Raw genomic sequence first — 24,893 nt, forward strand, 5'->3', positions numbered from 1 at the left:
CAGGCAGGCTGATCGGCTAAGCTTGCGGCCCATGCAAAACCTCGATCTCCTGCATATCTCCATCGCCGACCAGCAGCTCTATGGCTTTGCCGAAGGGCAGTTGGTGCTGCGCATGCCAGTTTCCACCGCCCTGAATGGCGCGGGCGAAACCAATGGCTCCAACTGCACCCCCCGAGGACTGCACCAGATCCGCGCGCGAATCGGCGACGGCTTGCCCCTTGGTGCTGTCCTGCGTGGGCGGCGCTGGACCGGTGAGGTCTGGAATGCCGAGTTGCATGAACGCTTTCCCGGTAGGGACTGGATTCTCACCCGCATCCTCTGGCTGAGCGGTCGCGAGCCTGGCCGCAATCGCCTCGGCCAGGTGGACAGCTTCCGCCGCTACATTTATCTGCACGGCACGCCGGACAGCGAACCCATGGGTGTTCCGCTATCCCATGGTTGCATTCGTCTGCGCAACGCCGATGTGCTGGAACTCTTCGATCGCGTGCCCGTCCACTGTGCGGTACGCATAGACGAAGCGCCTTGCCCGGACTGGGCGGTGGCACAACTCTCTTAAGGATTTTCCATGCAAGGTTCCCTGATGCTGGATATCGGCGGCACCTGGCTGACCGCCGAGGATCGGCAGATCCTCCGTCAGCCGGAAGTCGCCGGACTGATCATCTTTGCCCGTAATATCGAAAGCCCGCGCCAGGTGCGTGAGCTCTGTGCTTCCATCCGCGCGGTTCGCCCCGACCTGATCCTCGCGGTCGACCAGGAAGGCGGCCGCGTGCAACGTCTGCGACAGGGCTTCCTGCGCCTGCCCGCCATGCGTGCCCTCGCGGACAACGACAACGCCGAGCAACTGGCGGAGCAGTGCGGCTGGCTGATGGCGACCGAAGTGCTCGCCGTTGGCCTGGACATCAGCTTTGCGCCGGTCCTGGACCTCGACCACCAGCGCAGTGCAGTAGTCGGCAGCCGCGCGTTCGAAGGCAACCCGGAGCGCGCTGCGCGCCTGGCGGGTGCCTTCATCCGTGGCCTGCGCCAGGCCGGCATGGCCGCGACCGGCAAGCACTTCCCCGGCCACGGCTGGGCGGAGGCCGACTCCCATGTGGCGATCCCTACCGACGAGCGCAGCCTGGAGCAGATACGCCAGAGCGACCTGGTTCCCTTCGCCCGTCTGGCTTCCGAGTTGGACGGCATGATGCCGGCACACGTCATCTATCCGCAGGTGGACAATCAGCCCGCCGGCTTCTCCCGGCGATGGCTGCAGGAAATCCTGCGCGGCGAACTGAAGTTCTCCGGCGTCATCTTCAGCGATGACCTGTCAATGGCGGGTGCCCACGTGGTCGGCGATGCCGCCGAGCGTATCGAGGCGGCGCTGACCGCCGGTTGTGACATGGGGCTGGTGTGCAACGACCGCGCTTCTGCCGAGCTGGCCCTGGCGCGTCTGCAGCGTCTTGGCGCCAAGCCGCCGGCCAGCCTGGCACGGATGCGCCGCCGCGCTTTCCCAGGTACCGAATACCGCCAGGATCCCCGCTGGCTGCAGGCCGTTGCGGCCCTGCGCGATGCTCAGTTGATCGATTGAGGAACCGACATGACCGTCTACGCCATCATTGGTGGAACAGGCCTGACTCAGCTCGAAGGCCTGAGCATGAAAGCCCTGCTCAACCCTGAAACGCCCTACGGCGCGCCTTCGGCAGGTATCGTCCGTGGCGAATATGCCGGGCATGACGTGCTGTTCCTGGCTCGTCACGGTCATCCGCACCGGATTCCGCCCCACCAGGTGAACTACCGCGCCAACCTCTGGGCCCTCAGGCATGCCGGTGCCCAGGCGGTGATTGCGGTGAACGCGGTAGGTGGCATCCATCCGGCCATGGGCAGTGGCCACCTGGTTGTGCCGCATCAGGTGATCGACTACACCCACGGGCGCATCGGCACCTTCTTCGAGGGTGACCTGGATCACGTCACCCATATTGATTTCAGCCACCCCTATGACGAAGGGGTGCGTGCCCGGCTGCTGGAGGCCCTGAACGCCTGCGACTTCCCGCACAGTGACTTTGGCGTCTATGGCTGCACCCAGGGTCCGCGCCTGGAAACCGTGGCCGAGATCGTCCGTCTGGAGCGTGATGGCTGCGACATCGTCGGCATGACCGGCATGCCTGAGGCAGCGCTGGCGCGTGAGCTGAACCTGCCTTATGCCTGCCTGTCTCTGGTGGTCAATCCAGCCGCCGGCAAGTCCGAAGGCATCATCACCATGGCCGAGATCGAGGCTGCCCTGGCCGAGGGTATCGGCAAGGTGCGTGGCGTGCTGGCTCACGTGCTGAAAGGCTGAGGTCTTTCAACACGCCTGCACGCAGCCCTCCCTGCGGTTCAGCTTAGTCGGGGCAAGGGGGCGAACAGGGCATCGATGTCCTCTTCGGCCAATCGCCAGCCTTCCTTCTCGCGGCCGTCCAGAATGCCTCTCGCCAGTGCGGCTTTCTGCGCTTGCAGTTGCTGGATCTTCTCTTCCACCGTTCCCCGGGAAATGAGTCGATAGACGAAAACCGGCTTGTCCTGGCCGATGCGGTAGGCGCGGTCGGTCGCCTGGCGTTCCACCGCCGGGTTCCACCAGGGGTCGTAGTGGATCACCGTGTCGGCGGCGGTGAGATTGAGGCCGGTGCCGCCTGCCTTGAGGCTGATCAGGAACAGCGGAACCTCGCCGTTCTGGAAGCGCCGCACCGGCGTGCGCCGGTCGCGGGTGTCGCCGGTGATCTGCACGTAGTCGATGCTGCGCTTGCGCAGCTCGTCCTCGATCAGGGCGAGCATGCTGGTGAATTGGGAGAACAGCAGCACCTTGCGGCCCTCGGCAATCAGCTCCTCCAGCATTTCCAGCAGGCTGTCCAGCTTTCCTGAGCTGCTGCCGCGCGTGCGGGTACCGCTCTCTTCGATCAGGCGAGTGTCGCAGCACACCTGGCGCAGCTTCAGCAGCGCCTCCAGGATCACGATCTGGCTGCGGGCGAGACCCTTGCGGTCGATCTCGTCGCGCACCTTGTGGTCCATCGCCAGGCGCACGGTTTCATACAGGTCGCGCTGGCGGTCGCTGAGTTCGACCCATTGGGTGATCTCGCTCTTGGCCGGCAGCTCGGTGGCCACCGCCTCCTTGCTACGACGCAGCAGGAAGGGCTTGAGGCGGGCATTGAGATGGGCCAGGCGGGTGGCGTCGCCGTGTTTTTCGATGGGATTGCGGTAATTGCGCAGGAAGCTCTGGCTGTCCCCGAGCCAACCCGGCATCAGGAAATGGAACAGTGACCAGAGTTCGCCGAGATGATTTTCCAGCGGCGTGCCGGTGAGGCAGAGCCGTTGGCGGGCCTCCAGTTGACGCGCCGCCTGGGCCGCCTTGCTGGTGGGATTCTTGATGAATTGCGCCTCGTCGAGGATCAGCACGTGCAGCGGCAGTTCGGTGAAATGCTCCAGGTCCCGGGGGAGCAGCGCGTAGGTGGTGAGCAGCAGGTCGTGTTCGGCCATGCGCGCAAAGGCCTTCTTCCGGCCGGGACCATGCAGGGCGAGCACGCGCAGGTCCGGTGCGAAGCGCTCCGTCTCGTCCAGCCAGTTCGGAATGAGGCTGGTGGGCATGACCACCAGGGCAGGTCGATCGAGGCGGCCGCTTTCCTTCTCCAGCAGCAGATGGGCAAGTGTTTGCAGGGTCTTGCCCAGGCCCATGTCGTCACCCAGGATGCCGCCGGCGTTGACGTCCCGCAGGGTCTGCAGCCAGGCGAGGCCCTCAAGCTGGTAATGACGGAGCTCGGCATTCAGGCCCGTGGGTGGAGTGATGGTGACTTTGCCGCTGTCGCGCAGCTTGCGCGCCAGTTCGCGTAGCTCGTCGCCGCCCTGCCAGTGCAGGTCGAGGCCTTCCAGTTGACTCAGTCGCGCGGCATCGGGGCGGGACAGGCGCAGGCTCTGGGCCGGGTCCTGATCGCGCTGATAGAGCTCGCCCAGGGTGGTCAGCACCGGCTTGAGGCGGGAGAACGGCAGCATCACTTGCAGCGGGCGACCGTCGACGGCGCGAGTGGCGTCCAGTTGCAGGCGCAACTGGTCGTCGTCCTTGCGTCGTTGCAGGTTCTGCGGATCGAGCAGTTCGGGGTTGCGCTGGATCAGGCGCAGGAGCACCGGCAACAGGCTGATGCGGCGGCCTTCGACGACGATGCCCAACTCCAGGTCGAACCATTCGCGGCCCGGCGCTTCGTCGACTTCGGCGTACCAGCCTTCCACCTGGGTTAGGTCGAACTGGAAACCCGGGCGAATATCGATTTTCCAGCCTTGCTCGCGCAGTGCCGACAGGTGTTCGCGCATGAAGTGCAGCCACTGCTCGTCGTTGGGCAGTTCGAACATCTCTGCGCTGTTGACGGGCAGCGCCAGGCTCTGCCGCAGGGCTTCCTTGAATCCCAGTTGGCGCAGGACATCACGCCAGGCCTGCTCGGCCCGGGGGTGACGGGCGATGGACAGGCGTTCGCCATTGCTGCGGTGATGCAGCCGCTCCGGCTTCGCCGACTTGCCGTGAACTTGTGCGTTGCCATATTCGAAGATCAGGCCGGCGCGATGCTGCTGGCTGCCCACCATGCGCCCGCTGCGCAGGTCGTACTGGCTCTGGGCGTGGCTGCCGAGGATCAGGTGCGGCAGCGGCGGCAGGTCGTCCACCAGGCGCTCGGCTGGGGGAGGCGGCGGCTGCCAGCCGTCGGCGGGTTGCGCCAATAGGACGATGATGGCGGCGACGCAGTGCTTGCAGTTGTAGTTCACCGGGCAGCTGCAATTGCCGACCACGCCCAGGCCTTTGGGGGCGAGTCGGATTCGCTGCGTGTAGAAGTGGCCTTCGGAGCCTTCGCAACTGGTCTCTATGGCCTTGTCGCTCAGGCTGAGCAGCCGGATGCGATCTTCCGTGGCGTACTTGAGGCCACGGGAAAGCGCGCCTGGATCGAAGTCCAGGCGCCAGTCCAGTTGCCTCAGTTGGTCGAGCAGGACACTCATGGTGCCTTAGAGCGGGCTGATGCGGATCAGGATGCCCAGGTTGCCGTGGTCGAGGAAGGTGAGTTCTCCATTCTTCAGGCGGGTGCCCTGACGCAGGCGCTCGCTGCTGCTGATCAGGCCGCTGCCGTCGAACTGGTTGATCCAGAAGTCGGCCTGGGCGTCGACGCTGCGATCGAGAGTGAGTGCCAGGGTGCCTTCCACCGGATAATGGCCCAGCTGTTGTTCGCCGGAGGTCACCGAAACCATGTTCGGAGTGGCGGACAGGTTCTGCGACCAGGCCTTGTGCAGCAGCACCTCGTAACCCGCATTGGGGTTGAGCTTGGCCGCTTCGCCGTCCAGCGCTGTGCCGCGCTCGCTGCCTTCGATGGACTGGCTGCCGGCGGCCCAGTCGTCCGGCGCCGGCTGGCTGGCGGGAATCGGATCGCCGGACTGGCGGAAGATGATCATTTCCACCGAATAGAGGCCGTCGGCGAAAGCTGCCGGGGCGAGCAGGGCGAGCAGCAGGGCGAAGTTACGAATGGCACGCATGGGTTGTTCCTTATAGGGGCAATCATTCCGCAGACTACTGCGGGGTCAGGCGTTCGAACAGGGCTTCGAGGGTGTTGAAGCGTTCTTCCGGGCGCTCCATGGGCACCTGGAACTTGAACAGGGTGGCGCCTTCGAACTTGTAGCGCTTGGGCTGGCCCTGGATCAGCTTGATCAGTACCAGCGGGTCGACGCAGGTGTCTGCGGCGAACTCGATGCGGCCACCTTGCGGGCCGGCATCGACTTTCCTGATGCCAAGCTTCTCCGCCTGCAGCTTGAGGAGGGTCAGGCGCACCAGGTGCTTGCTGGGTTCGGGCAGCAGGCCGAAGCGGTCGATCATCTCCACTTGCAGCTCTTTCAGGCCGTCTTCGTCCGCCGCGGAGGCGATACGCTTGTAGAGGATCAGGCGCGCGTGGACATCCGGCAGGTAGTCCTCGGGGATCAGCGCCGGAACCCGCAGGTTGATCTCCGGGCCGCCGCCCAGGGGCTGTTCCAGGTTCGGCTGTTCGCCCTTGCGGATGGCTTTCACCGCACGCTCGAGCATCTCCATGTAGAGGGTGAAACCAACGGCCTGGATCTGGCCGCTCTGGCCCTCGCCGAGGAGTTCGCCGGCGCCGCGGATTTCCAGGTCATGGGTGGCCAGCACAAAGCCGGCGCCCAGGTCCTGGGCGTTGGCGATGGCTTCCAGGCGTTTCTCGGCGTCCGGGGTCATCTGCTTGCGTGGCGGCGTCAGCAGGTAGGCGTAGGCCTGGTGGTGGCTGCGGCCGACGCGGCCGCGCAGTTGGTGCAGCTGGGCCAGGCCGAACTTGTCGGCACGCTCGATGACGATGGTGTTGGCGCTGGGCACGTCGATGCCGGTTTCGATGATGGTCGAGGCCACCAGCACGTTGAAGCGCTTGTGGTAGAAGTCGCTCATCACCTGTTCGAGTTCGCGCTCGCGCATCTGGCCGTGGCCGACCGCGATGCGCGCCTCGGGCACCAGTTCGGCCAGCTCGGCGGCGCATTTCTCGATGGTCGCCACCTCGTTGTGCAGGTAATAGACCTGGCCGCCGCGCAGCAGCTCGCGGAGCAGCGCTTCCTTGATCGCGGTCTTCTGCCGCTCCATGACGAAGGTGCGTACCGATAGCCGGCGCGCGGGCGGCGTGGCGATGATGGACAGGTCGCGCATGCCGGCCACCGCCATGTTCAGCGTTCGCGGAATGGGCGTGGCGGTGAGGGTGAGGATGTCCACCTCGCTGCGCAGGGACTTCAGCTGTTCCTTCTGGCGCACGCCGAAACGGTGTTCTTCGTCGATGATCACCAGACCGAGGTTCTTGAAGCGAACGTCATCCTGCAGCAGCTTGTGGGTGCCGATGATGATGTCGATCTTGCCTTCGGCCAGTTGTTGCGCCGCACCTTCCACTTCCTTGGCCGACTTGAAGCGGCTCATCACTTCGACGGTCACCGGCCAGTCGGCGAAGCGATCGCGGAAGCTGTTGTAGTGCTGCTGGGCGAGGAGGGTGGTGGGCACCAGTACGGCGACCTGCCTGCCGCTGTGCACCGCGACGAAGGCGGCACGCATCGCGACTTCGGTCTTGCCGAAGCCGACGTCGCCGCACACCAGGCGATCCATGGGCCTGGGCGCGAGCATATCGGCCAGCACGGCTTCGATGGCGGCCTGCTGGTCGGGGGTTTCCTCGAAGGGGAAGCCGGCGGAGAAGGTGGCATAGTCGGCCTTCGGGTCCTTGAAGGCGTAACCTTCGCGGGCGGCGCGGCGGGCGTAGATGTCCAGCAGCTCGGCAGCGACATCGCGGACCTGCTCGGCGGCCTTGCGCTTGGCCTTCTGCCAGGCTTCCGAGCCCAGGCGGTGCAAGGGGGCCAAGGCATCGTCGCTGCCGGTGTAGCGGGCGATCAGGTGCAGGCTGGCCACCGGCACGTAGAGCTTGGCTTCCTCGGCGTATTGCAGGGCGAGGAATTCGGCGGCCTGGCCGTCGATTTCCAGGGTGATCAGGCCCAGGTAGCGGCCAACGCCGTGGTCGATGTGCACCACGGGCGCGCCTTCGCGCAGCTCGGCGAGGTTCTTGATCACGTTGTCGCCGGCGTCGCTACGGCGTTCGCGGCGGCGACGCTGCATTACCCGTTGGCCGAACAGTGGGCTTTCGGCGATCAGGGCCAGGCCCGGGTCGTCCAGCAACAGGCCCTCATCCAGCGGCGCGATGGTTATGGCCAGGCGCTCGGCACTGCTGACGAAGTCCGGCCAGCCGTCCACTTCCTGCGGGCGCAGCTTGAGGCGGGCGAGCATTTCCAGCAGCACTTCGCGGCGGCCGGCGGATTCGGCGCTGAACAGCACGCGGCCGGGAAATTCCTCGATGAAGCGACGCAGCGCCGACATCGGTTCGGTGGCCTTGGCCTGGATGGCGAGGTCCGGCAGGGCGCGGGCGGAGAAGCGCTCGCGGCCAACGCCGGGCTCGATGTCTTCCTGGCTCAGGATCAGGCGAGGCGAGCCCTTGAGGCGGGCGAAGCAGTCTTCCACCGGCAGGAACAGTTCGGCAGGTGGAACCAGCGGACGCTCGGGGTCGACGCGGCGTTCCTCGTAGCGGTTGCGCACGTCGGTCCAGAACTGTTCGGCGGCCTGCTCGATGCCGGGCAGGGAGAACACCTGGGTGTCCGCCGGCAGGTAGTCGAACAGGGTCGCCGACTCCTCGAAGAACAGCGGCAGGTAATACTCGATGCCCGCCGGCGTGATGCCACTGGCCAGGTCCTGGTAGATGGGGCAGCGGCGGAAGTCGACGTCGAAGCGCTCGCGGAAGCGTCCGCGGAAATCGGTGACGGCCTTCTTGTCCAGCGGGAACTCGCGGGCCGGCAGCAGGCGGATGGATTCCACCTTGTCCACCGAGCGCTGGGTTTCCGGGTCGAAGGTGCGCAGGGTTTCGATCTCGTCATCGAACAGGTCGATGCGATAGGGCAGGTCGCTGCCCATGGGGAACAGGTCGATCAGGGCGCCACGGACGGCGAACTCGCCATGTTCGTAGACCGTGTCCACGCAACGGTAGCCGGCAGCCTCGAAGCGCAGTCGCATCTGCTCCACATCGAGCTTCTGGCCGACGTCCAGCACCAGGCTGGAACCCAGCAGGAAGCGTGTGGGCGCCAGTCGGTGCAGGGCGGTGGTGATGGGCACCACCAGTACGCCGCGCTTGACCTCGGGCAGCCGGTAAAGGGTGTCGACGCGCTGGGAAATGATGTCCTGGTGCGGCGAGAAAAGATCGTAGGGCAGGGTTTCCCAGTCGGGGAAGTGCAGGACGTCCAGGTCCGGGGCGAAGAAACCCAGTTCCTGCTCGAGGCGCTCGGCGGTCTGGCTGTCGGCGGTCAGCAGCAGGGTGAAACCCTTGCCGGCGCTGGCGGCTTCGGCGATGGCCAGGCTCAGGGCGGCGCCGGGCAGGTTGCCCCAATGTTGCTTGCCGGCGGTGGTGGGAAGAGGCGGAAGGCGCAGTACGGACACGGGCAAGGTGGCTCCGGTCGGAAAAAGATCGGCGGATTGTAACTATCCCGACTAGCGGATGTCAGTGTTGGGGCCGCTGCTGATTGCCGGCGCCTGCGTGCGCCGTCATAATGTAGCCCCTTTTTTCATCCCCTACATGTGGAAGGTACTGCCCGTGACTCAGAAGCCCGACCAGTGTCTCGGTGAATGGATCGATCGTGAAGCCCTCGCGGAAGCCATGATTCCGATGATTGGCCAGCTGTATCGCAACAACAATGTTGTGACTTCGATCTATGGCCGTGGCCTGATCAACCGCTCCGTGATCGCCATCCTCAAGGCCCACCGCTTTGCTCGTCACCGCCTCGCGGATGAAGCCGAGCTGTCGGTTCACGAAACCTTCCCGATCCTCAAGGCCATGAGCGAGCTCAAGCTGGGCGCCGCTTCCGTGGACCTGGGCAAGATGGTTGCCAAGTTCAAGGCCGAAGGTAATGGCCGCAGCATCGAACAGTTCACCAAGGACGAGCTGGCCGACGTGGTTGGCAAGCAGAACGGCGCTGCCCGCGAAGGTACCGACGTCGTGCTGTACGGCTTCGGCCGCATCGGCCGCCTGCTGGCGCGCATCCTGATCGAGAAGACCGGTGGTGGCGACGGCCTGCGCCTGCGCGCCATCGTCGTCCGCAAGGGCGCCGAGAACGACCTGGTCAAGCGCGCCAGCCTGCTGCGTCGTGACTCCGTACACGGTCCGTTCGACGGTACCATCGTCATCGACGAAGAAAACAACACCCTGACCGCCAACGGCAACCTGATCCAGGTGATCTACTCCAACGATCCCGCCTCGATCGACTACACCGCCTACGGCATCAAGAACGCCCTGCTGGTCGACAATACCGGCAAATGGCGTGACGCCGACGGTCTGGGCCAGCACCTGAAGTGCCCGGGCATCGACCGCGTCGTCCTGACCGCTCCGGGCAAGGGCGCGCTGAAGAACATCGTTCACGGCATCAACCACGGCGACATCACTGCCGACGACAAGATCGTCTCCGCCGCTTCCTGCACCACCAACGCCATCGTGCCGGTGCTGAAAGCGGTCAATGATCAGTTCGGCATCGTCAACGGCCACGTCGAAACCGTTCACTCGTACACCAACGACCAGAACCTGATCGACAACTTCCACAAGGGCAGCCGTCGCGGCCGCAGCGCTCCGCTGAACATGGTGATCACCGAGACCGGTGCCGCCACCGCCGCCGCCAAGGCCCTACCGGTGCTGAAGGGCAAGCTGACCGGCAACGCCATCCGCGTTCCGACCCCGAACGTCTCCATGGCGATCCTGAACCTGAACCTGGAGAAGGCCACCACCCGCGACGAGATCAACGAATACCTGCGCCAGGCGGCCATGCATTCGGATCTGCACAAGCAGATCGATTACGTCTCCTCCCAGGAAGTGGTGTCCTCCGACTTCGTCGGTTCCCGCCACGCCGGTGTGGTCGATGCTGAAGCCACCATCTGCAACGATAACCGCGTTGTCCTGTACGTCTGGTACGACAACGAGTTCGGTTACAGCTGCCAGGTGGTCCGCGTGATGGAAGATATGGCAGGTGTAAACCCGCCGTCTTTCCCGCGCTAAGTCGTGACCTGTGAAAAACGGGAGCTCTCGGGCTCCCGTTTTTCATTTTTGCGTCTGTAATCGGATAACAAGAATCGCTTGGGGAATTCCCAGATGGAAGGACATCACCTTCACCAGGGGCCGCTCAAAAGGGGCCTGAAAAACCGCCACATCCAGCTAATCGCGCTGGGCGGCGCCATTGGTACCGGCCTGTTCCTGGGCTCGGCCGGGGTGCTCAAGTCGGCGGGGCCGTCGATGATTCTCGGCTACGCCATTGCCGGCTTCTTCGCATTCCTGATCATGCGCCAGCTCGGCGAGATGATCGTCGAAGAGCCGGTGGCCGGCTCCTTCAGTCACTTCGCCCACAAATACTGGGGCGGCTATGCGGGTTTCCTTTCCGGCTGGAACTACTGGGTGCTGTACGTCCTGGTGGGCATGGCCGAGCTGACCGCCGTGGGCAAGTACATCCAGTTCTGGTGGCCGGAGGTGCCCACCTGGGTGTCGGCGGCGGTGTTTTTCGTGCTGATCAACCTGATCAACCTGGCCAACGTGAAGGTCTTCGGTGAAGCGGAATTCTGGTTCGCCCTGATCAAGGTGGTGGCCATCATCGGCATGATCGTCCTGGGCATCTACCTGCTGGTCAGCGGTGCGGGCGGTGAACAGGCGGCGGTGAGCAACCTCTGGAGCCATGGCGGTTTCTTCCCCAATGGCCTGGAAGGCCTGGTGATGGTGCTGGCCATCATCATGTTCTCCTTTGGTGGCCTGGAACTGATCGGCATCACCGCTGCCGAAGCCAGCGAGCCGAAGAAGGTGATTCCCAAGGCCGTCAACCAGGTCATCTACCGCATCCTGATTTTCTACATTGGCGCCCTCAGCGTGCTGCTGATGCTCTATCCCTGGGACAAGCTGCTGGAGACCCTGAACGCTGCGGGCGATCCCTACAGCGGCAGCCCCTTCGTGCAGATTTTCTCGCTGATCGGCAGCGATGCTGCGGCCCATATCTTGAACTTCGTGGTATTGACCGCAGCCCTGTCGGTCTACAACAGCGGTGTCTATGCCAACAGTCGCATGCTCTACGGTCTCGCCGAGCAGGGCGATGCGCCCAGGGCACTGATGAAGGTGGACGACCGTGGCGTGCCGGTACTTGCCATTGGCCTCTCCGCACTGATCACTTTCCTCTGCGTGGTCGTGAACTACCTGGCGCCGCAGAAGGCCCTGGAACTGCTGATGGCGCTGGTGGTGGCGGCTCTGGTGATCAACTGGGCGATGATCAGTCTGTCCCACCTTAAGTTCCGCAAGAGCATGGTTGCCCAAGGTGTCGAGCCCTCCTTCAAGGCGCTCTGGTACCCGCTCGGCAACTACCTGTGCCTGGCGTTCGTGGCGCTGATCCTCGGTGTGATGCTGATGATTCCGGGCATCAATGTATCGGTCTATGCCATTCCCTTCTGGTTGGCCCTGATCGGCGTCTGCTACTACTTCAAGCGTTCCGCGGCACGCGCGACCGCTCACTGAAGTCCGTGGCGGACGGGAAGACGGGAGCCTCTGGCTCCCGTTTTTCATTGGGGTGCGGTGATGACCCTTCGTTCAGAAGCGGACGCCTTGTCGCCAGACATTTCCTAAGTCCATGAAAAGAAAGCCTTTGGTTGGCGCGGTTGCCGTGCGCTCTCTATAATCCCCCTCTTAATCGTTCGGAATTCAGCGCGTTCGTGCCAGATCATGCCTGGCGCGATGCTGGTCTTTTGGCCAGCGAGCTGTGCCGGGAAGCACTTCTGTTTCAGGCGAAACCTATGATCAGAATCAAGCGAGGGCTGCACCTGCCGGTGGCAGGTGAGCCGGTCCAGCGAATCGAGGCAGGGCGCCCGGTTCGCAGCGTCGCCGTCATCGGCTTCGACTATCACGGCATGAAGCCGACCATGGATGTCCAGGTGGGGGATCGGGTCAAACTCGGCCAGCCACTGTTCTCCGACAAGAAAACCCCCGGGGTCATCTACACCGCGCCAGGTGCCGGTGTGATCAGCGCCATTCATCGCGGTGAGCAACGCGTGCTGCAGTCGGTGGTGATCGACCTCGCGGGCGAGGACGAAATCCTCTTCGAGCAGTACGCCGCCGGACAACTCGACCAGCTCGGCCACGAGCGAGTGCGCGACAACCTGATCCGTTCCGGCCTCTGGACTGCGCTGCGCACCCGGCCGTTCAGCCGCGTCCCGGCGATCGACGCCACGCCAAGCTCCATCTTCGTCACGGCCATGGATACTCATCCGCTGGCCGCCGATCCCGTGCTGGTGATCGCCGAGCATGCCGCGGACTTCGAGCATGGCCTCAAGGTGCTCGCCCACCTGGCCCGCGTATTCCTCTGCAAGGCCGAAGGTGTCGAGTTACCGGGTGCGGGTCTGGCCCAGGTTCGCAGCGAGTCGTTCGCCGGGCCGCATCCGGCAGGCCTGCCTGGTACCCACATCCACTTCCTCGATCCGGTAAGTGCCGGCAAGAGTGTCTGGCACATTGGCTATCAGGATGTGATCGCCATCGGCAAGCTGTTCACCACCGGACGTCTCTGGGTGGAACGTGTGGTCTCCCTGGCGGGGCCGGTGGTGGAGAGGCCCCGCCTGGTGCGCGCCCGCCTCGGTGCCAGCCTGGAAGAGCTCACCGCAGGCGAACTGCAGCCCGGCGCCAACCGCGTGGTGTCCGGCTCGCTGCTGGGGGGGCGTACCTCTCGCGGCGCCTGCGCCTACCTCGGCCGCTATCACCTGCAGGTGTCCTGCCTGCGCGAAGGCAATGACCGCGAGTTGCTGCATTACCTGCGAGCCGGGGTGAACAAGCACTCGGTGCTGAACATCTTCGTTTCCAGATTGCTGGGTGGCCGCAAGTTCGCCTTCAGCACCACCACCAACGGCAGCCCGCGCGCCATGGTGCCGGTTGGCAACTACGAGTCGGTGATGCCCCTGGACATCCTGCCCACCCAGTTGTTGCGCTACCTGATCGTCGGCGATACCGAAATGGCCCAGAAGCTCGGCTGCCTGGAGCTGGACGAAGAAGACCTGGCCCTGTGCAGCTACGTCTGCGCCGGCAAGTACGAGTACGGTCCGATCCTGCGGGACAACCTCAGCCGTATCGAGAAGGAGGGCTGAGATGGGCCTTAGAAAATTCCTTGACCGCATCGAGCACAACTTCGAGCAGGGTGGTCGCTATGAGAAGTGGTACGCGCTGTACGAGGCGGTGGATACCTTCTTCTATCGCCCCGCCAACGTGACCCGTACCACGGCCCATGTGCGCGACGGTATCGACCTCAAGCGAATGATGATCACCGTCTGGCTCTGCACCTTCCCGGCGATGTTCTTCGGCATGTGGAACGTCGGCTACCAGGCCAACCTGGTGTTCGCACAAAGCCCTGATCTGCTGGCGGACCAGGAGGGTTGGCGCTTCGCGCTGATCGGTTCGCTGGCCGGATTCGACCCCAACAGCCTGTGGGACAACTTCATCCAGGGGGCGGCCTGGTTCCTGCCCATCTACGCCGTGACCTTTATTGTCGGCGGCTTCTGGGAAGTGCTGTTCGCCTCCATTCGCCGCCATGAAGTGAACGAAGGCTTCTTCGTCACCTCCGTGCTCTTCGCCCTGACCCTGCCACCGAGCATCCCCCTCTGGCAGGTGGCGCTCGGTATCAGCTTCGGCGTAGTCCTGGGCAAGGAAGTCTTCGGCGGCACCGGCAAGAACTTCCTCAACCCGGCCCTGGCCGGCCGCGCCTTCCTCTTCTTCGCCTATCCGGCACAGATTTCCGGCGATGAGGTGTGGACCGCGGTGGACGGTTTCGCCGGCGCCACCTCCCTGAGCCTGGGCGCTGCAGGCGGTGTCGAGAACATCGTCGGCCACGGCATCAGCTGGATGGATGCATTCCTGGGCACCATCCAGGGCTCCATCGGCGAAACCAGTACCCTGGCCATCCTGATCGGCGGCGGCGTGCTGCTGTTCACCCGCATCGCAGCCTGGCGCATCGTCGCCGGCGTGATGCTCGGCATGATCGCCACCAGTTGGCTGTTCAACGCCATCGGTTCGGACACCAACCCGATGTTCGCCATGCCCTGGTACTGGCACCTTGTCCTGGGCGGCTTCGCCTTCGGCATGATGTTCATGGCCACCGACCCGGTGTCCGCCTCCATGACCAACACCGGCAAATGGCTGTTCGGCGCCCTTATCGGCCTGATGGTGGTGCTGATCCGCGTGGTCAACCCGGCCTTCCCGGAAGGCATGATGCTGGCGATTCTCTTCGCCAACCTGTTCGCGCCGCTGATCGACCATTTCGTCGTCCAGGCCAATATCAAGCGGAGGCTGGCACGTAATGGCTAACCAGAAAGAATCCACTGTCCGCACCCTGATGGTGGCCCTGGTGGTCTGCCTGGTGTGTTCCGTGTTCGTGGCGGGTGGCGCCGTGGCGTTGAAGCCGGTACAGGTGGAAAACCGCGAGCTGGACAAGCAGCGCAGCATTCTCGCCATCGCCGGCCTGGGCGAAGCGGGCATGTCCGCTGACGAGGTGAAGCAGCTCTATGCCGAGCGCATCCGTGCGAAGGTGGTGGACCTCTCTACCGGCGAATTCAGCGATGCGATCCAGGTCGCCGGCTTCGACCCGTTGAAGGCCGCCAAGGACCCGCAGCTGTCCGATGCCCTGCCCGCCGAGCAGGACATCGCGTCCATCAAGCGTCGCGAGCGTTTCTCCACCGTTTACCTGGTGGAGCAGGACGGCAAGCTGCAGACCCTGATCCTGCCAGTGCGTGGCTACGGTCTCTGGTCGACCCTTTACGGCTTCCTGGCGCTAAAGGGCGACCTCAATACCGTGGTCGGTCTCGGCTTCTACCAGCACGGCGAGACCCCGGGACTCGGTGGTGAAGTAGACAACCCGAAATGGAAGGCGCTGTGGAATGGCAAGAACCTGTTCGATGAGCAGGGCCAACTGGCCATCCAGATCATCAAGGGCAGCGTCGACGCGCAATCACCGAACGCCAGTCATCAGGTCGACGGCCTTGCCGGCGCGACGCTGACCAGCAAGGGCGTCAACAACCTGCTGCATTTCTGGCTGGGCAAGAACGGCTTCGGTCCCTTCCTGGCCAAGCTGAACGACGGGGAGGCATGAACATGGCGCAACCCACTATCCGGTCGGTCCTGCTGGACCCGATCCTGCACAACAACCCCATCGGCCTGCAGATCCTTGGTATCTGCTCGGCCCTGGCGGTCACTTCCAACCTGAAGACCGCGCTGGTGATGTCCATCGCCCTGACCCTGGTGACCGGTTTCTCCAACCTGTTCATCTCGATGATCCGCAGCCAGATCCCCAGCTCGATCCGCATGATCGTGCAGATGGTGATCATTGCGTCGCTGGTGATAGTGGTCGACCAGGTGCTCAAGGCCTACGCCTTCAGCCTGTCCAAGCAGCTCTCGGTGTTCGTCGGCCTGATCATCACCAACTGCATCGTGATGGGGCGCGCGGAGGCCTTTGCCATGGCCAACCCGCCGCTGTTGTCGTTCTTCGATGGCATCGGCAACGGCCTTGGCTACAGCGCCATGCTGATCGTCCTCGGCATCGTTCGCGAGCTGTTCGGCGCCGGCAAGCTGCTGGGCTATGAAGTTCTGCCGGTGATCAATGATGGCGGCTGGTACCAGCCCAATGGCCTGCTGCTGTTGCCGCCCTCGGCGTTCTTCCTCATCGGCCTGATCATCTGGGCCCTGCGCAGCTGGAAGACCGAGCAGAGAGAGGCGCCGGCGTACAAGATCGCGCCCCAGGTATCCAACAAGGAGGCCTACTGATGGAGCATTACCTCAGCCTGTTCGTGAAGGCCGTGTTCGTCGAGAACATGGCCCTGGCCTTCTTCCTCGGCATGTGCACCTTCATCGCCATCTCGAAGAAGGTGGAAACCGCCATCGGCCTCGGCATCGCGGTGATCGTGGTGCAGGCCATCACCGTGCCGGCCAACAACCTGCTGTACAGCCTGTTGCTGAAGGACGGCGCCCTGGCCTGGGCCGGACTGCCGGATGTAGACCTGTCCTTCCTCGGCCTGCTCAGCTACATCGGGGTGATCGCCGCCATCGTGCAGATCCTCGAGATGCTGCTCGACAAGTACGTGCCCTCGCTCTACAACGCCCTCGGGGTGTTCCTGCCGCTGATCACGGTGAACTGCGCCATCATGGCCGGCTCGCTGTTCATGGTGGAGCGCGACTACAACCTCGGTGAGAGTGTGGTCTACGGCATCGGCTCCGGATTCTCCTGGGCCCTGGCCATTGCACTGCTGGCGGGCATCCGCGAGAAGTTGAAATACAGCGATGTCCCCGAAGGCCTGCAGGGCCTCGGCATCACCTTCATCACCATCGGCCTGATGTCCCTCGGCTTCATGTCGTTCTCTGGTGTGCAGCTCTAAGGAAAGGACATGCTGAGTTTCGAAATCTTCCTCGCCATTGGCATGTTCACCGCCATCGTCCTCGGGCTGGTGGTAATCATCCTGGCGGCTCGCGCCAAGCTGGTATCCAGCGGCGACGTGAACATCGTGATCAACGGCGAGCGGACCATCACTGTCCCGGCCGGCGGCAAGCTGCTGCAGACCCTGGCATCCCATAACGTCTTCCTGTCCTCCGCCTGTGGTGGCGGCGGCACCTGTGCCCAGTGCAAATGCATCGTCGAGAGCGGCGGCGGGGAAATGCTGCCCACGGAGGAATCCCACTTCACCCGCCGCCAGGCGAAGGAAGGCTGGCGACTGTCCTGCCAGACCCCGGTAAAGCAGGACATGCACATCGAAGTGCCGGAAGAGGTCTTCGGCGTGAAGAAGTGGGAGTGCACGGTGGAGTCCAACCCCAACGTGGCCACTTTCATCAAGGAGTTGACCTTGCGCCTGCCGGAAGGGGAGAGCGTGGATTTCCGCGCCGGTGGCTACGTGCAGCTGGAATGCCCGCCCCATGAGGTGGCCTACAAGGACTTCGAAATCCAGCCCGAATACCGCGGCGACTGGGACAAGTTCAACCAGTGGAAGTACGTGTCCAGGGTCGATGAGACGGTGATCCGCGCGTACTCCATGGCCAACTACCCGGACGAGAAGGGCATCGTCAAATTCAACATCCGCATCGCCTCGCCGCCGCCGGGCAAGGATGACCTGCCGCCAGGGCAGATGTCTTCCTGGGTGTTCAGCCTCAAGCCGGGCGACAAGGTCACGGTCTATGGCCCCTTCGGCGAGTTCTTCGCCAAGGACACCGAGGCGGAGATGGTCTTCATCGGCGGTGGCGCGGGCATGGCCCCCATGCGTTCGCACATCTTCGACCAGCTCAAGCGCCTGGGGTCCAAGCGCAAGATCAGCTTCTGGTACGGCGCGCGCTCCCTGCGCGAAGCCTTCTATACCGAGGAGTACGACCAGTTGGCCGCCGAAAACCCGAACTTCCAGTGGCACCTGGCGCTTTCCGATCCGCAGCCGGAGGACAACTGGACGGGGCTGAAGGGCTTCATCCATAACGTCCTGTACGAGAACTACCTCAAGGATCACCCGGCCCCGGAGGATTGCGAGTTCTACATGTGCGGTCCGCCGATGATGAACGCCGCGGTGATCAAGATGCTCACCGATCTTGGTGTGGAGCGGGAAAACATCCTGCTGGATGACTTCGGTGGCTAAGCGCATTGCCTTCCTGCTGTCGGCCGGTTTGCTACTGGCCGGTTGCGGCGACAGCCTGGAGCGGTTCGGCGGCCCCACCATGGGCAGCAGCTACTCGGTGAAGTATCTGCGCAGCGCGTCCGGTCCTTCGGTGGAGCAGGCGCGCAACGAGGTGGAGGACATCCTGGCGGAGATCGACCAGCAGATGTCCACCTACCGTGCCGACTCCGAGGTGGAGCGTTTCAATGCCTTGCCTGCGGGCAGCTGCATGGCCTTGCCTGCCTCGATGCTGGAGCTGGTTTCCTTCGCCGGCGAACTGTCGAAGGACAGTGCGGGCGCCTTCGACATGACGGTGGAGCCGCTGCTCAATCTCTGGGGGTTTGGCCCGCAGTCCCGGGGCGACCAGGTGCCTGGCGCCGAAGCCATTGCCGCAGCGAAGGCTGACGTCGGCCATCAGCACCTGTCCATTCGGGGGGCAGAACTGTGCAAGGACGCGGCGGTGCAGCTGGACTTCAACAGCATCGCCGCCGGCTATGCGGTCGACCGCGTGGTGGCAAGGCTTGGCGAGCTGGGTGTCAGCAGTGCCCTGGTGGAGATCACCGGCGAGCTCAAGGCCATCGGTCGCAAGCCCGATGGCGCGCCCTGGCGCATCGCCATCGAAGCGCCGCGCGATGATCGCCAGTCTGCGCAGCAAGTCATTCGGCTGGACGGGCTTGGCGTTTCCACCTCGGGTGACTATCGCAACTACTTTGTCAGGGATGGCAAGCGCTACTCCCACACGCTGGACCCGAAGACCGGGGCGCCGATCAGCCACAGCCTTGCGGCGGTGACCGTGGTGGACGAGTCGGCGTTGCGGGCGGACGGCCTGTCTACCCTGCTGATGGTGCTGGGGCCGGAGGAGGGGGCGGCCTATGCCGAACGCCATGGTATCGCCGCGCTCTTCGTGACGCGCGAAGGTGATGGATTCAGGAGTCGTGGCAGCCGCCGCTTTCACGCACTGTTCGAGCAAGAGGAGAAGTGAGCATGACCTTCATTCTGGTGTTCGTGATCATGCTGCTGGTGGTGCTGGGCATGGCCGTCGGCGTGATCATGGGACGCAAGCCGATCGCCGGCTCCTGTGGTGGTATCGCCAACCTGGGCATCGAAAAGGAGTGCTCCATCTGTGGCGGCAATCGTGAGAAATGCGAAGAAGTGCGCCGCGATGGCGATGTAGTGGATTCAGCACTCGCCTACGACGCGACCAAGCGCTAATGTGCAGCGCCAAGCGGCTCGGCTAAGCTGCACGCCAGTTCAGGGTCCCGCCCGGGATCGCCGAAACAGGTTCCGAATTCCGCGGTGTGGTTCGCCGCGGACCTTGCCGGGGGCGCCAGAGGGCGCCCCGGCCCGTTATGAGGAGTAAGCATGGCTGTCTACAACTACGACGTAGTGGTGCTGGGTTCCGGCCCGGCGGGTGAGGGCGCGGCGATGAACGCCGCCAAGGCGGGTCGCAAGGTGGCGGTGGTGGACAACCGCCCGCTGGTCGGCGGCAACTGCACCCACCTCGGCACCATTCCGTCCAAGGCCCTGCGCCACTCGGTACGGCAGATCATGCAGTACAACACCAACCCGCTGTTCCGCCAGATCGGCGAGCCGCGCTGGTTCTCCTTCCCCGACGTGCTGAAGAGCGCCGAGCGGGTGATCTCCAAGCAGGTGGCCTCGCGTACCGGCTTCTACGCGCGCAACCGCGTCGATGTGTTCTTCGGCACCGCCAGCTTCCACGACGAGCAAACCGTGGAAGTGGTCTGCACCAGCGGCGTGGTGGAAAAGCTGGTGGCCAAGCAGGTCATCATCGCCACCGGCTCGCGTCCCTACCGCCCGGCGGACGTCGACTTCCACCACCCGCGCATCTACGACAGCGACACCATCCTCAGCCTGACCCACACGCCGCGTCGCATCATCATCTACGGAGCCGGCGTGATCGGCTCCGAATACGCCTCCATCTTCAGCGGCCTGGGCGTGCTGGTGGACCTGATCGACAATCGCGACCAGTTGCTCAGCTTCCTCGACGACGAGATTTCCGACGCCCTGAGCTATCACCTGCGCAACAACAACGTGCTCATTCGCCACAACGAGGAGTACGAGCGCATCGAGGGCCTGGAGAACGGGGTGATCCTGCACCTCAAGTCCGGCAAGAAGATCAAGGCCGACTGCCTGCTGTGGTGCAACGGCCGTACCGGCAACACCGACAAGCTGGGCCTGGAAAACATCGGCATCAAGGTCAACAGCCGTGGCCAGATCAACGTCGACCAGTACTACCGCACCGAGGTCAGCAACATCTTCGCCGCTGGCGATGTGATCGGCTGGCCGAGCCTGGCCAGTGCCGCCGCCGACCAGGGCCGTTCGGCCGCTGGCAGCGCGGTCGAAAACGACAGCTGGCGCTTCGTCGATGACGTGCCGACCGGCATTTACACCATTCCGGAGATCAGCTCCATCGGCAAGAACGAGCGCGAACTCACCCAGGCGAAGATCCCCTACGAAGTGGGCAAGGCTTTCTTCAAGGGCATGGCCCGCGCGCAGATCTCCCACGAGCCGGTGGGCATGCTGAAGATCCTGTTCCATCGCGAAACCCTGGAAATCCTCGGCGTCCACTGCTTCGGCTATCAGGCGTCCGAGATCGTGCACATCGGTCAGGCGATCATGAACCAGAAGGGCGAGGCGAATACCATCAAGTACTTCGTCAACACCACCTTCAACTACCCGACCATGGCGGAAGCCTACCGGGTGGCGGCGTTCGACGGCCTCAACCGGCTTTTTTGAGCGGCACCGGCCGGGCGCCTGAACCGGCCGGGGAGGATCCTCTCGACGATCCGCGCACCTGGCGCTGGCCGAACCGGGAGAGCTTCTGATCAGGCGACACCTAGAACGAAAAACCGGCCCTTGCGGCCGGTTTTTTCATGGGGACCGTCCAGAGTTGTGGGCGCGATTTCAATCGCGAATGAATTCGCTCCCATTGGGCCGGATGGATTGGGTATTCAGCGAATCCCGACGGTGGTGCTGGCCAGTCCGGGGAAGTCGGTGATGATGCTGTCCACGCCGAAGTCCGCCAGGCGGCGCATCAGGGCCGGTTCATTGACTGTCCACACCGACACGTGCAGTCCTTCCTTCTGGGCTCGCAGCAGGCGTTCCGGCGTGCACAGGGTCCAGTTCAGTGCCAGCAGGTCGCAGCCGTGGTGCTTGGCCACCTTCAGCGGGTCGAGCCAGGCGTATTCGGCCACCAGGCCGCGGGACAGCTTCGGCGTCAGGCGGTTGAGTGCGCGCAGCACTTCCCGCGAGCTGGAGGTGACGGTCACCTTGTCCATCAGGCCATGGCGCTCGGCCAGTTCCTGGATCGCCAGCACCGTCCGCGCGGCACGTACCCTTGATGCGCTCTTGACTTCCAGTTGCCAGTGCTCGAAGTCGCAGTGCTCGAACAGCGTCGCCAGGCGCGGAATGGGGCAGGGCTGGTGCCAACCGGGACCGCCCAGGCGGGCGTCGTAGGTCACCAGCTCCTCGGAGTCATGCTCCGCTACCTTGCCGCGGCGGCCCGTAGTGCGCTTCAGGCTGGGGTCGTGGATCACCATCAGCTCGCCGTCACGGGACAAGTGCAGGTCCAGCTCGCAACGCTTCACGCCATGTGACAGGCATTGCCGAAAGCTGGCCAGGGTGTTTTCCGGGCATTCGCCCTTGGCGCCTCGATGGCCGTAGATCAGGGTCACGTTTATTCCCTTGGTGCTCTGGGTTGATGGTGGCGAACGCTGTCGATGACGCGTCCGCTTTCGAAGTAGACCGAGAATTCGCGGTAGTCCCAGCGGCTGATGGGGGGCTTGCCGACCGCGGGGTGTTCTTCGTCGGGCAGGCCGAAGCGCTCCAGCACGGCGTGCTGGCTCTCACCGCGTGCCGGCAGCGAAAGGGCCTGGTCGCCCTGGTCGCCGACGGGAATTTCGATGGTTTGTGCCCCAGCGGGCAGCGTGAGGAGGAGACAGGTCAGCAACAGGCCGGGGCGCGTCATGCGAGGGTCTCAGGAGGAAGGGGAGGAGCGTTCGCGGGCCTGACGTCGCTGCTGGGCCTGTTTCTGCAGGATGTGCCGTGCCAGCAGTTGGCGCTGGGCGTCGGTCAGCGCCTCGAACTCGGTGCCGATTTCGAACTGGCCATCCTCGCGGAGCTGGTTATGGACCACCACGGCGCGCAGCAGCATGCCGAGGGCCTGGGGCATCAGTACCATCTTGATCGCCAGGTGGGTGCCCGGTTCCAGGGGTTGCGCACTGCAGAAGCTGATGCCGCCTTCGGACAGGGTGACCTGACGTGCCGGACCGATATCCCGCAGCAGGCTCTGGGCGAGTGCCTGGCCAAGCAGGTCGATGCGCTTGTTGATGACCTTCAGGTAGCCGGCCAACGTGCGATCGCGCTCATGGATATGTCGCAGCAGGTGCTGGGATTCGAAGTCCATCAGGTGCAGTTCGCTGAGCAGGCTGAACAGCTGGGAAGCGCTGTCGGCGCCGCTTGCATCAGCTGTTTCGCCCTGTTTCAGCGGGTGAAATTCCAGTGCGATCGTATCTTCGATGCGGTAGTATTCGCGGCGGTCATCCGCGTCTCGTGTCGACATGGCGAACCCATGGCAGCAGTGGTGGTCGAAGAGCTGTTCCGTTATCGCAAGTCCGTTTGCGTCGCCCGGGGCGCCGCGACAGATCACGAACAGAATTTGAGTGTAAACGCTGCTCGCCAGGCCCCGCCACAAGGACGTCCCTTCTTTCGCCAGCGAACTCCACTTCCATGTTCAGACCGCTGTCCCTGTACATAGGCGCCCGTTACACGCGCGCCAAGCGCCGTAGCTACTTCGTCTCCTTCATTTCCCTGACTTCCATGATCGGCCTGGCCCTCGGCGTGCTGGTGATGATCCTGGTGCTGTCGGTCATGAACGGCTTCGACCATGAGATGCGCACCCGCGTGCTGGGCATGGTGCCGCACGCCACGGTGGAATCCGCCGTACCCATCAACGACTGGCGCAAGCTGGCCGAAGGCGTCGCCCGCCATTCCGAGGTGAAGGCCGTGGCTCCCTACACCCAGGTCCAGGGCCTGCTGACCGCCGATGGCAAGGTGCAGAAGGTGCTGGTCAATGCCGTGGACCCGCAGGAGGAGGCCAAGGTCTCCATCATCGGCGACTTCTTCCGCGAGGGAAGCCTGGCTGCCTTGAAGCCCGGCGAATTCGGCATCGTCATCGGCGACCGCGCCGCCACCAAGCTGGGCGTCGGCATGGGCGACAAGGTCACCTTCGTGATGCCCGAAGTGGCGGTGACCCCTGCCGGCGTCTTCCCGCGCATGAAACGCTTCACCGTGGTCGGCATCTTCCATGTCGGTGCCGGTGAGCTGGACGGCTTCCTGGCTGTCGCCAACCTGTCCGATGTCGCCCGCCTGAAGCGTTGGCAACCGGACCAGGTGCAGGGCCTGCGCCTCAAGCTCGATGACCTGTTCCAGGCGCCCCAGGTTGCCTGGCAGATCGCCGGCGAATTGAAGGGCGAGGATTTCTACGCCCGCGACTGGACCCGTACCCACGGCAACCTCTACCAGGCGATCAAGATGGAGAAGGCCATGATCGGCCTGCTCCTGCTGCTGATCGTGGCCGTGGCCGCCTTCAACATCATTTCCACCCTGGTGATGGTGGTGACCGACAAGCGCGGTGATATCGCCATCCTCCGTACGCTGGGCGCCACGCCCCGGCAGATCATGGGCATCTTCATGGTCCAGGGCACGGTGATCGGGGTCGTCGGCACCCTCATTGGCGGGGTGCTGGGCATTCTCGCCGCACTCAACGTGAGCGATGCCATCGCCCTGCTGGAGCACCTGCTGGGACACAAGTTCCTCAGCGCCGAGGTCTATTTCATCGATTACCTGCCATCCCAACTGATGGCCGAGGACGTGGTGATGGTCTGTTCGGCCGCGCTGGTCCTGAGCTTCCTCGCCACCCTTTATCCCGCCTGGCGTGCCGCGCGCACCCAGCCAGCAGAGGCATTGCGCTATGAGTAACAAGGCAGTCCTGAGTTGCCGCAACCTGGGCAAGAGCTATGAGGAAGGTCCGCAATCGGTCGAGGTGCTGGCTGGCGTCGAACTGGAGCTGAATCCGGGCGAGCGAGTGGCCATCGTAGGAAGCTCCGGCTCCGGCAAGAGTACCCTGCTGAACATGCTGGGCGGCCTGGATACCCCGAGCAAGGGCAGCGTCTGGCTGGCCGGCGAAGAGCTGTCCGCCCTCAGCGAGACCGCGCGTGGCCTGCTGCGCAATCGCGCCTTGGGCTTCGTCTACCAGTTCCACCACCTGCTGCCGGAGTTCACCGCCCTGGAGAACGTCTGCATGCCGCTGCTGATCGGCCGCACCGCCATCGGTGAAGCGCGTCAGCGCGCCACGGCGCTGCTGGAACGCGTGGGCCTTGGGCATCGCCTGTCGCACAAGCCGGCGGAGCTGTCCGGTGGCGAGCGTCAGCGTGTGGCCATCGCCCGTGCGCTGGTCAACAACCCGGCGCTGGTGCTGCTCGACGAGCCCACCGGCAACCTCGACCAGCACACCGCCCACGGAATCCAGGAGCTGATGCAGGAGCTGAGCCGCTCCCTGCAGACCGCCTTCCTGGTGGTGACCCATGACCTGCAGCTGGCCCGCCAGATGGATCGGGTGCTGCGCCTGGAAGAAGGCCGACTGGTGGCTGCCTGA

22 protein-coding genes are annotated in these 24,893 nt (G+C 64.1%); 16 read left to right on the forward strand and 6 right to left on the reverse strand.

Annotated elements, in window-relative coordinates:
• The first annotated feature begins 31 nt into the window (after positions 1 to 31).
• Genes FXN65_RS09855 through FXN65_RS09865 form a run of 3 tightly spaced genes read left to right on the forward strand, consistent with a single transcriptional unit; the run spans position 32 to position 2,311 of the window.
• Positions 32 to 556: a L,D-transpeptidase gene (locus FXN65_RS09855; protein WP_151133016.1), complete on the forward strand. Its 525-nt coding sequence runs from the start codon at positions 32 to 34 to the stop codon at positions 554 to 556.
• 9 nt (positions 557 to 565) lie between these two features.
• Positions 566 to 1,564 (forward strand): beta-N-acetylhexosaminidase, encoded by a 999-nt coding sequence (gene nagZ, locus FXN65_RS09860; protein WP_151133017.1) that lies wholly within the window; start codon positions 566 to 568, stop codon positions 1,562 to 1,564.
• A 9-nt stretch (positions 1,565 to 1,573) separates the two neighbouring features.
• Positions 1,574 to 2,311, forward strand: coding sequence for an S-methyl-5'-thioinosine phosphorylase (locus FXN65_RS09865; RefSeq protein WP_151133018.1), 738 nt, complete (start codon positions 1,574 to 1,576; stop codon positions 2,309 to 2,311).
• A gap of 38 nt (positions 2,312 to 2,349) precedes the next feature.
• Here FXN65_RS09865 and FXN65_RS09870 read toward each other — a convergent pair whose 3' ends face one another.
• Genes FXN65_RS09870 through mfd form a run of 3 tightly spaced genes read right to left on the reverse strand, consistent with a single transcriptional unit; the run spans position 2,350 to position 8,983 of the window.
• The gene (locus FXN65_RS09870) at positions 2,350 to 4,980 is read right to left on the reverse strand and encodes a DEAD/DEAH box helicase (RefSeq protein ID WP_151133019.1); all 2,631 of its coding nucleotides are present in this window, start codon (positions 4,978 to 4,980) and stop codon (positions 2,350 to 2,352) included.
• A gap of 6 nt (positions 4,981 to 4,986) precedes the next feature.
• The gene (locus FXN65_RS09875; RefSeq protein WP_151133020.1) at positions 4,987 to 5,508 is read right to left on the reverse strand and encodes a CsiV family protein; all 522 of its coding nucleotides are present in this window, start codon (positions 5,506 to 5,508) and stop codon (positions 4,987 to 4,989) included.
• A gap of 34 nt (positions 5,509 to 5,542) precedes the next feature.
• A complete protein-coding gene (gene mfd / locus FXN65_RS09880) occupies positions 5,543 to 8,983 on the reverse strand; it encodes a transcription-repair coupling factor (protein ID WP_151138727.1) in 3,441 nt (1,146 codons plus the stop codon).
• Between the two features lie 136 nt (positions 8,984 to 9,119).
• Between mfd and FXN65_RS09885 the strand changes: the two genes are divergently transcribed.
• The 11 genes from FXN65_RS09885 (at position 9,120) to sthA (ending at position 20,974) form a co-directional block, all read left to right on the forward strand.
• On the forward strand, positions 9,120 to 10,586 hold the full coding sequence (locus tag FXN65_RS09885) for a glyceraldehyde-3-phosphate dehydrogenase (RefSeq protein ID WP_151133021.1): 1,467 nt from the start codon (positions 9,120 to 9,122) through the stop codon (positions 10,584 to 10,586).
• Between the two features lie 93 nt (positions 10,587 to 10,679).
• Positions 10,680 to 12,077 (forward strand): amino acid permease, encoded by a 1,398-nt coding sequence (locus FXN65_RS09890; RefSeq protein WP_151133022.1) that lies wholly within the window; start codon positions 10,680 to 10,682, stop codon positions 12,075 to 12,077.
• A gap of 275 nt (positions 12,078 to 12,352) precedes the next feature.
• Positions 12,353 to 13,690, forward strand: a complete 1,338-nt coding sequence (locus FXN65_RS09895; protein ID WP_151133023.1) for a Na(+)-translocating NADH-quinone reductase subunit A — start codon at positions 12,353 to 12,355, stop codon at positions 13,688 to 13,690.
• 1 nt (position 13,691) lies between these two features.
• Positions 13,692 to 14,903: an NADH:ubiquinone reductase (Na(+)-transporting) subunit B gene (locus FXN65_RS09900; RefSeq protein ID WP_151133024.1), complete on the forward strand. Its 1,212-nt coding sequence runs from the start codon at positions 13,692 to 13,694 to the stop codon at positions 14,901 to 14,903.
• Positions 14,896 to 15,684 (forward strand): Na(+)-translocating NADH-quinone reductase subunit C, encoded by a 789-nt coding sequence (locus FXN65_RS09905; protein ID WP_151133025.1) that lies wholly within the window; start codon positions 14,896 to 14,898, stop codon positions 15,682 to 15,684. The genes FXN65_RS09900 and FXN65_RS09905 overlap by 8 nt, the downstream gene beginning before the upstream one ends.
• A complete protein-coding gene (locus FXN65_RS09910) occupies positions 15,681 to 16,355 on the forward strand; it encodes an NADH:ubiquinone reductase (Na(+)-transporting) subunit D (protein ID WP_151133026.1) in 675 nt (224 codons plus the stop codon). Before FXN65_RS09905 ends, FXN65_RS09910 begins: the two co-directional genes overlap by 4 nt.
• On the forward strand, positions 16,355 to 16,963 hold the full coding sequence (gene nqrE, locus FXN65_RS09915; protein WP_151133027.1) for an NADH:ubiquinone reductase (Na(+)-transporting) subunit E: 609 nt from the start codon (positions 16,355 to 16,357) through the stop codon (positions 16,961 to 16,963). Before FXN65_RS09910 ends, nqrE begins: the two co-directional genes overlap by 1 nt.
• Before the next feature lie 9 nt (positions 16,964 to 16,972).
• Positions 16,973 to 18,199: an NADH:ubiquinone reductase (Na(+)-transporting) subunit F gene (nqrF, locus tag FXN65_RS09920; protein ID WP_151133028.1), complete on the forward strand. Its 1,227-nt coding sequence runs from the start codon at positions 16,973 to 16,975 to the stop codon at positions 18,197 to 18,199.
• Positions 18,192 to 19,199 carry an FAD:protein FMN transferase gene (locus FXN65_RS09925; RefSeq protein WP_394351288.1) on the forward strand — a complete coding sequence of 336 codons (1,008 nt, stop codon included), beginning with the start codon at positions 18,192 to 18,194 and terminating at the stop codon, positions 19,197 to 19,199. The genes nqrF and FXN65_RS09925 overlap by 8 nt, the downstream gene beginning before the upstream one ends.
• A gap of 2 nt (positions 19,200 to 19,201) precedes the next feature.
• Positions 19,202 to 19,429 (forward strand): (Na+)-NQR maturation NqrM, encoded by a 228-nt coding sequence (nqrM, locus tag FXN65_RS09930; protein WP_151133030.1) that lies wholly within the window; start codon positions 19,202 to 19,204, stop codon positions 19,427 to 19,429.
• A gap of 150 nt (positions 19,430 to 19,579) precedes the next feature.
• Positions 19,580 to 20,974 carry a Si-specific NAD(P)(+) transhydrogenase gene (gene sthA / locus FXN65_RS09935; protein WP_151133031.1) on the forward strand — a complete coding sequence of 465 codons (1,395 nt, stop codon included), beginning with the start codon at positions 19,580 to 19,582 and terminating at the stop codon, positions 20,972 to 20,974.
• A gap of 215 nt (positions 20,975 to 21,189) precedes the next feature.
• On the opposite strand, the gene FXN65_RS09940 is transcribed toward sthA, so the two are convergent.
• Genes FXN65_RS09940 through FXN65_RS09950 form a run of 3 tightly spaced genes read right to left on the reverse strand, consistent with a single transcriptional unit; the run spans position 21,190 to position 22,799 of the window.
• Positions 21,190 to 21,912 carry a glycerophosphodiester phosphodiesterase gene (locus tag FXN65_RS09940; protein WP_151133032.1) on the reverse strand — a complete coding sequence of 241 codons (723 nt, stop codon included), beginning with the start codon at positions 21,910 to 21,912 and terminating at the stop codon, positions 21,190 to 21,192.
• Between the two features lie 2 nt (positions 21,913 to 21,914).
• Positions 21,915 to 22,205, reverse strand: a complete 291-nt coding sequence (locus FXN65_RS09945; RefSeq protein WP_151133033.1) for a phosphodiesterase — start codon at positions 22,203 to 22,205, stop codon at positions 21,915 to 21,917.
• A gap of 9 nt (positions 22,206 to 22,214) precedes the next feature.
• Complete coding sequence (locus FXN65_RS09950) at positions 22,215 to 22,799, reverse strand: PilZ domain-containing protein (protein ID WP_151133034.1); 585 nt, start codon at positions 22,797 to 22,799, stop codon at positions 22,215 to 22,217.
• Between the two features lie 167 nt (positions 22,800 to 22,966).
• On the opposite strand from FXN65_RS09950, the gene FXN65_RS09955 reads away from it, so the two are divergent.
• Both FXN65_RS09955 and lolD read left to right on the forward strand, forming a co-directional pair.
• Positions 22,967 to 24,217, forward strand: coding sequence for a lipoprotein-releasing ABC transporter permease subunit (locus tag FXN65_RS09955; protein ID WP_151133035.1), 1,251 nt, complete (start codon positions 22,967 to 22,969; stop codon positions 24,215 to 24,217).
• The gene (gene lolD, locus FXN65_RS09960; protein ID WP_151133036.1) at positions 24,210 to 24,893 is read left to right on the forward strand and encodes a lipoprotein-releasing ABC transporter ATP-binding protein LolD; all 684 of its coding nucleotides are present in this window, start codon (positions 24,210 to 24,212) and stop codon (positions 24,891 to 24,893) included. Before FXN65_RS09955 ends, lolD begins: the two co-directional genes overlap by 8 nt.

Source organism: Pseudomonas lalkuanensis, from assembly GCF_008807375.1.
Taxonomy (GTDB): Bacteria; Pseudomonadota; Gammaproteobacteria; order Pseudomonadales; family Pseudomonadaceae; genus Metapseudomonas; species Metapseudomonas lalkuanensis.

Excerpts from the sequence above, each read along its gene's own strand:
- FXN65_RS09875 (WP_151133020.1), bottom strand. The coding sequence starts at position 5,508 with ATGCGTGCCATTCGTAACTTCGCCCTGCTGCTCGCCCTGCTCGCCCCG.
- FXN65_RS09950 (WP_151133034.1), bottom strand. The coding sequence starts at position 22,799 with ATGTCGACACGAGACGCGGATGACCGCCGCGAATACTACCGCATCGAA.
- nqrF (WP_151133028.1), top strand. The coding sequence starts at position 16,973 with ATGCTGAGTTTCGAAATCTTCCTCGCCATTGGCATGTTCACCGCCATC.
- FXN65_RS09865 (WP_151133018.1), top strand. The coding sequence starts at position 1,574 with ATGACCGTCTACGCCATCATTGGTGGAACAGGCCTGACTCAGCTCGAA.
- FXN65_RS09905 (WP_151133025.1), top strand. The coding sequence starts at position 14,896 with ATGGCTAACCAGAAAGAATCCACTGTCCGCACCCTGATGGTGGCCCTG.
- nqrE (WP_151133027.1), top strand. The coding sequence starts at position 16,355 with ATGGAGCATTACCTCAGCCTGTTCGTGAAGGCCGTGTTCGTCGAGAAC.
- FXN65_RS09870 (WP_151133019.1), bottom strand. The coding sequence starts at position 4,980 with ATGAGTGTCCTGCTCGACCAACTGAGGCAACTGGACTGGCGCCTGGAC.
- nqrM (WP_151133030.1), top strand. The coding sequence starts at position 19,202 with ATGACCTTCATTCTGGTGTTCGTGATCATGCTGCTGGTGGTGCTGGGC.
- FXN65_RS09885 (WP_151133021.1), top strand. The coding sequence starts at position 9,120 with ATGTGGAAGGTACTGCCCGTGACTCAGAAGCCCGACCAGTGTCTCGGT.
- nagZ (WP_151133017.1), top strand. The coding sequence starts at position 566 with ATGCAAGGTTCCCTGATGCTGGATATCGGCGGCACCTGGCTGACCGCC.
- FXN65_RS09895 (WP_151133023.1), top strand. The coding sequence starts at position 12,353 with ATGATCAGAATCAAGCGAGGGCTGCACCTGCCGGTGGCAGGTGAGCCG.
- lolD (WP_151133036.1), top strand. The coding sequence starts at position 24,210 with ATGAGTAACAAGGCAGTCCTGAGTTGCCGCAACCTGGGCAAGAGCTAT.
- FXN65_RS09955 (WP_151133035.1), top strand. The coding sequence starts at position 22,967 with ATGTTCAGACCGCTGTCCCTGTACATAGGCGCCCGTTACACGCGCGCC.
- FXN65_RS09900 (WP_151133024.1), top strand. The coding sequence starts at position 13,692 with ATGGGCCTTAGAAAATTCCTTGACCGCATCGAGCACAACTTCGAGCAG.
- FXN65_RS09910 (WP_151133026.1), top strand. The coding sequence starts at position 15,681 with ATGAACATGGCGCAACCCACTATCCGGTCGGTCCTGCTGGACCCGATC.
- FXN65_RS09945 (WP_151133033.1), bottom strand. The coding sequence starts at position 22,205 with ATGACGCGCCCCGGCCTGTTGCTGACCTGTCTCCTCCTCACGCTGCCC.
- FXN65_RS09855 (WP_151133016.1), top strand. The coding sequence starts at position 32 with ATGCAAAACCTCGATCTCCTGCATATCTCCATCGCCGACCAGCAGCTC.
- FXN65_RS09890 (WP_151133022.1), top strand. The coding sequence starts at position 10,680 with ATGGAAGGACATCACCTTCACCAGGGGCCGCTCAAAAGGGGCCTGAAA.
- sthA (WP_151133031.1), top strand. The coding sequence starts at position 19,580 with ATGGCTGTCTACAACTACGACGTAGTGGTGCTGGGTTCCGGCCCGGCG.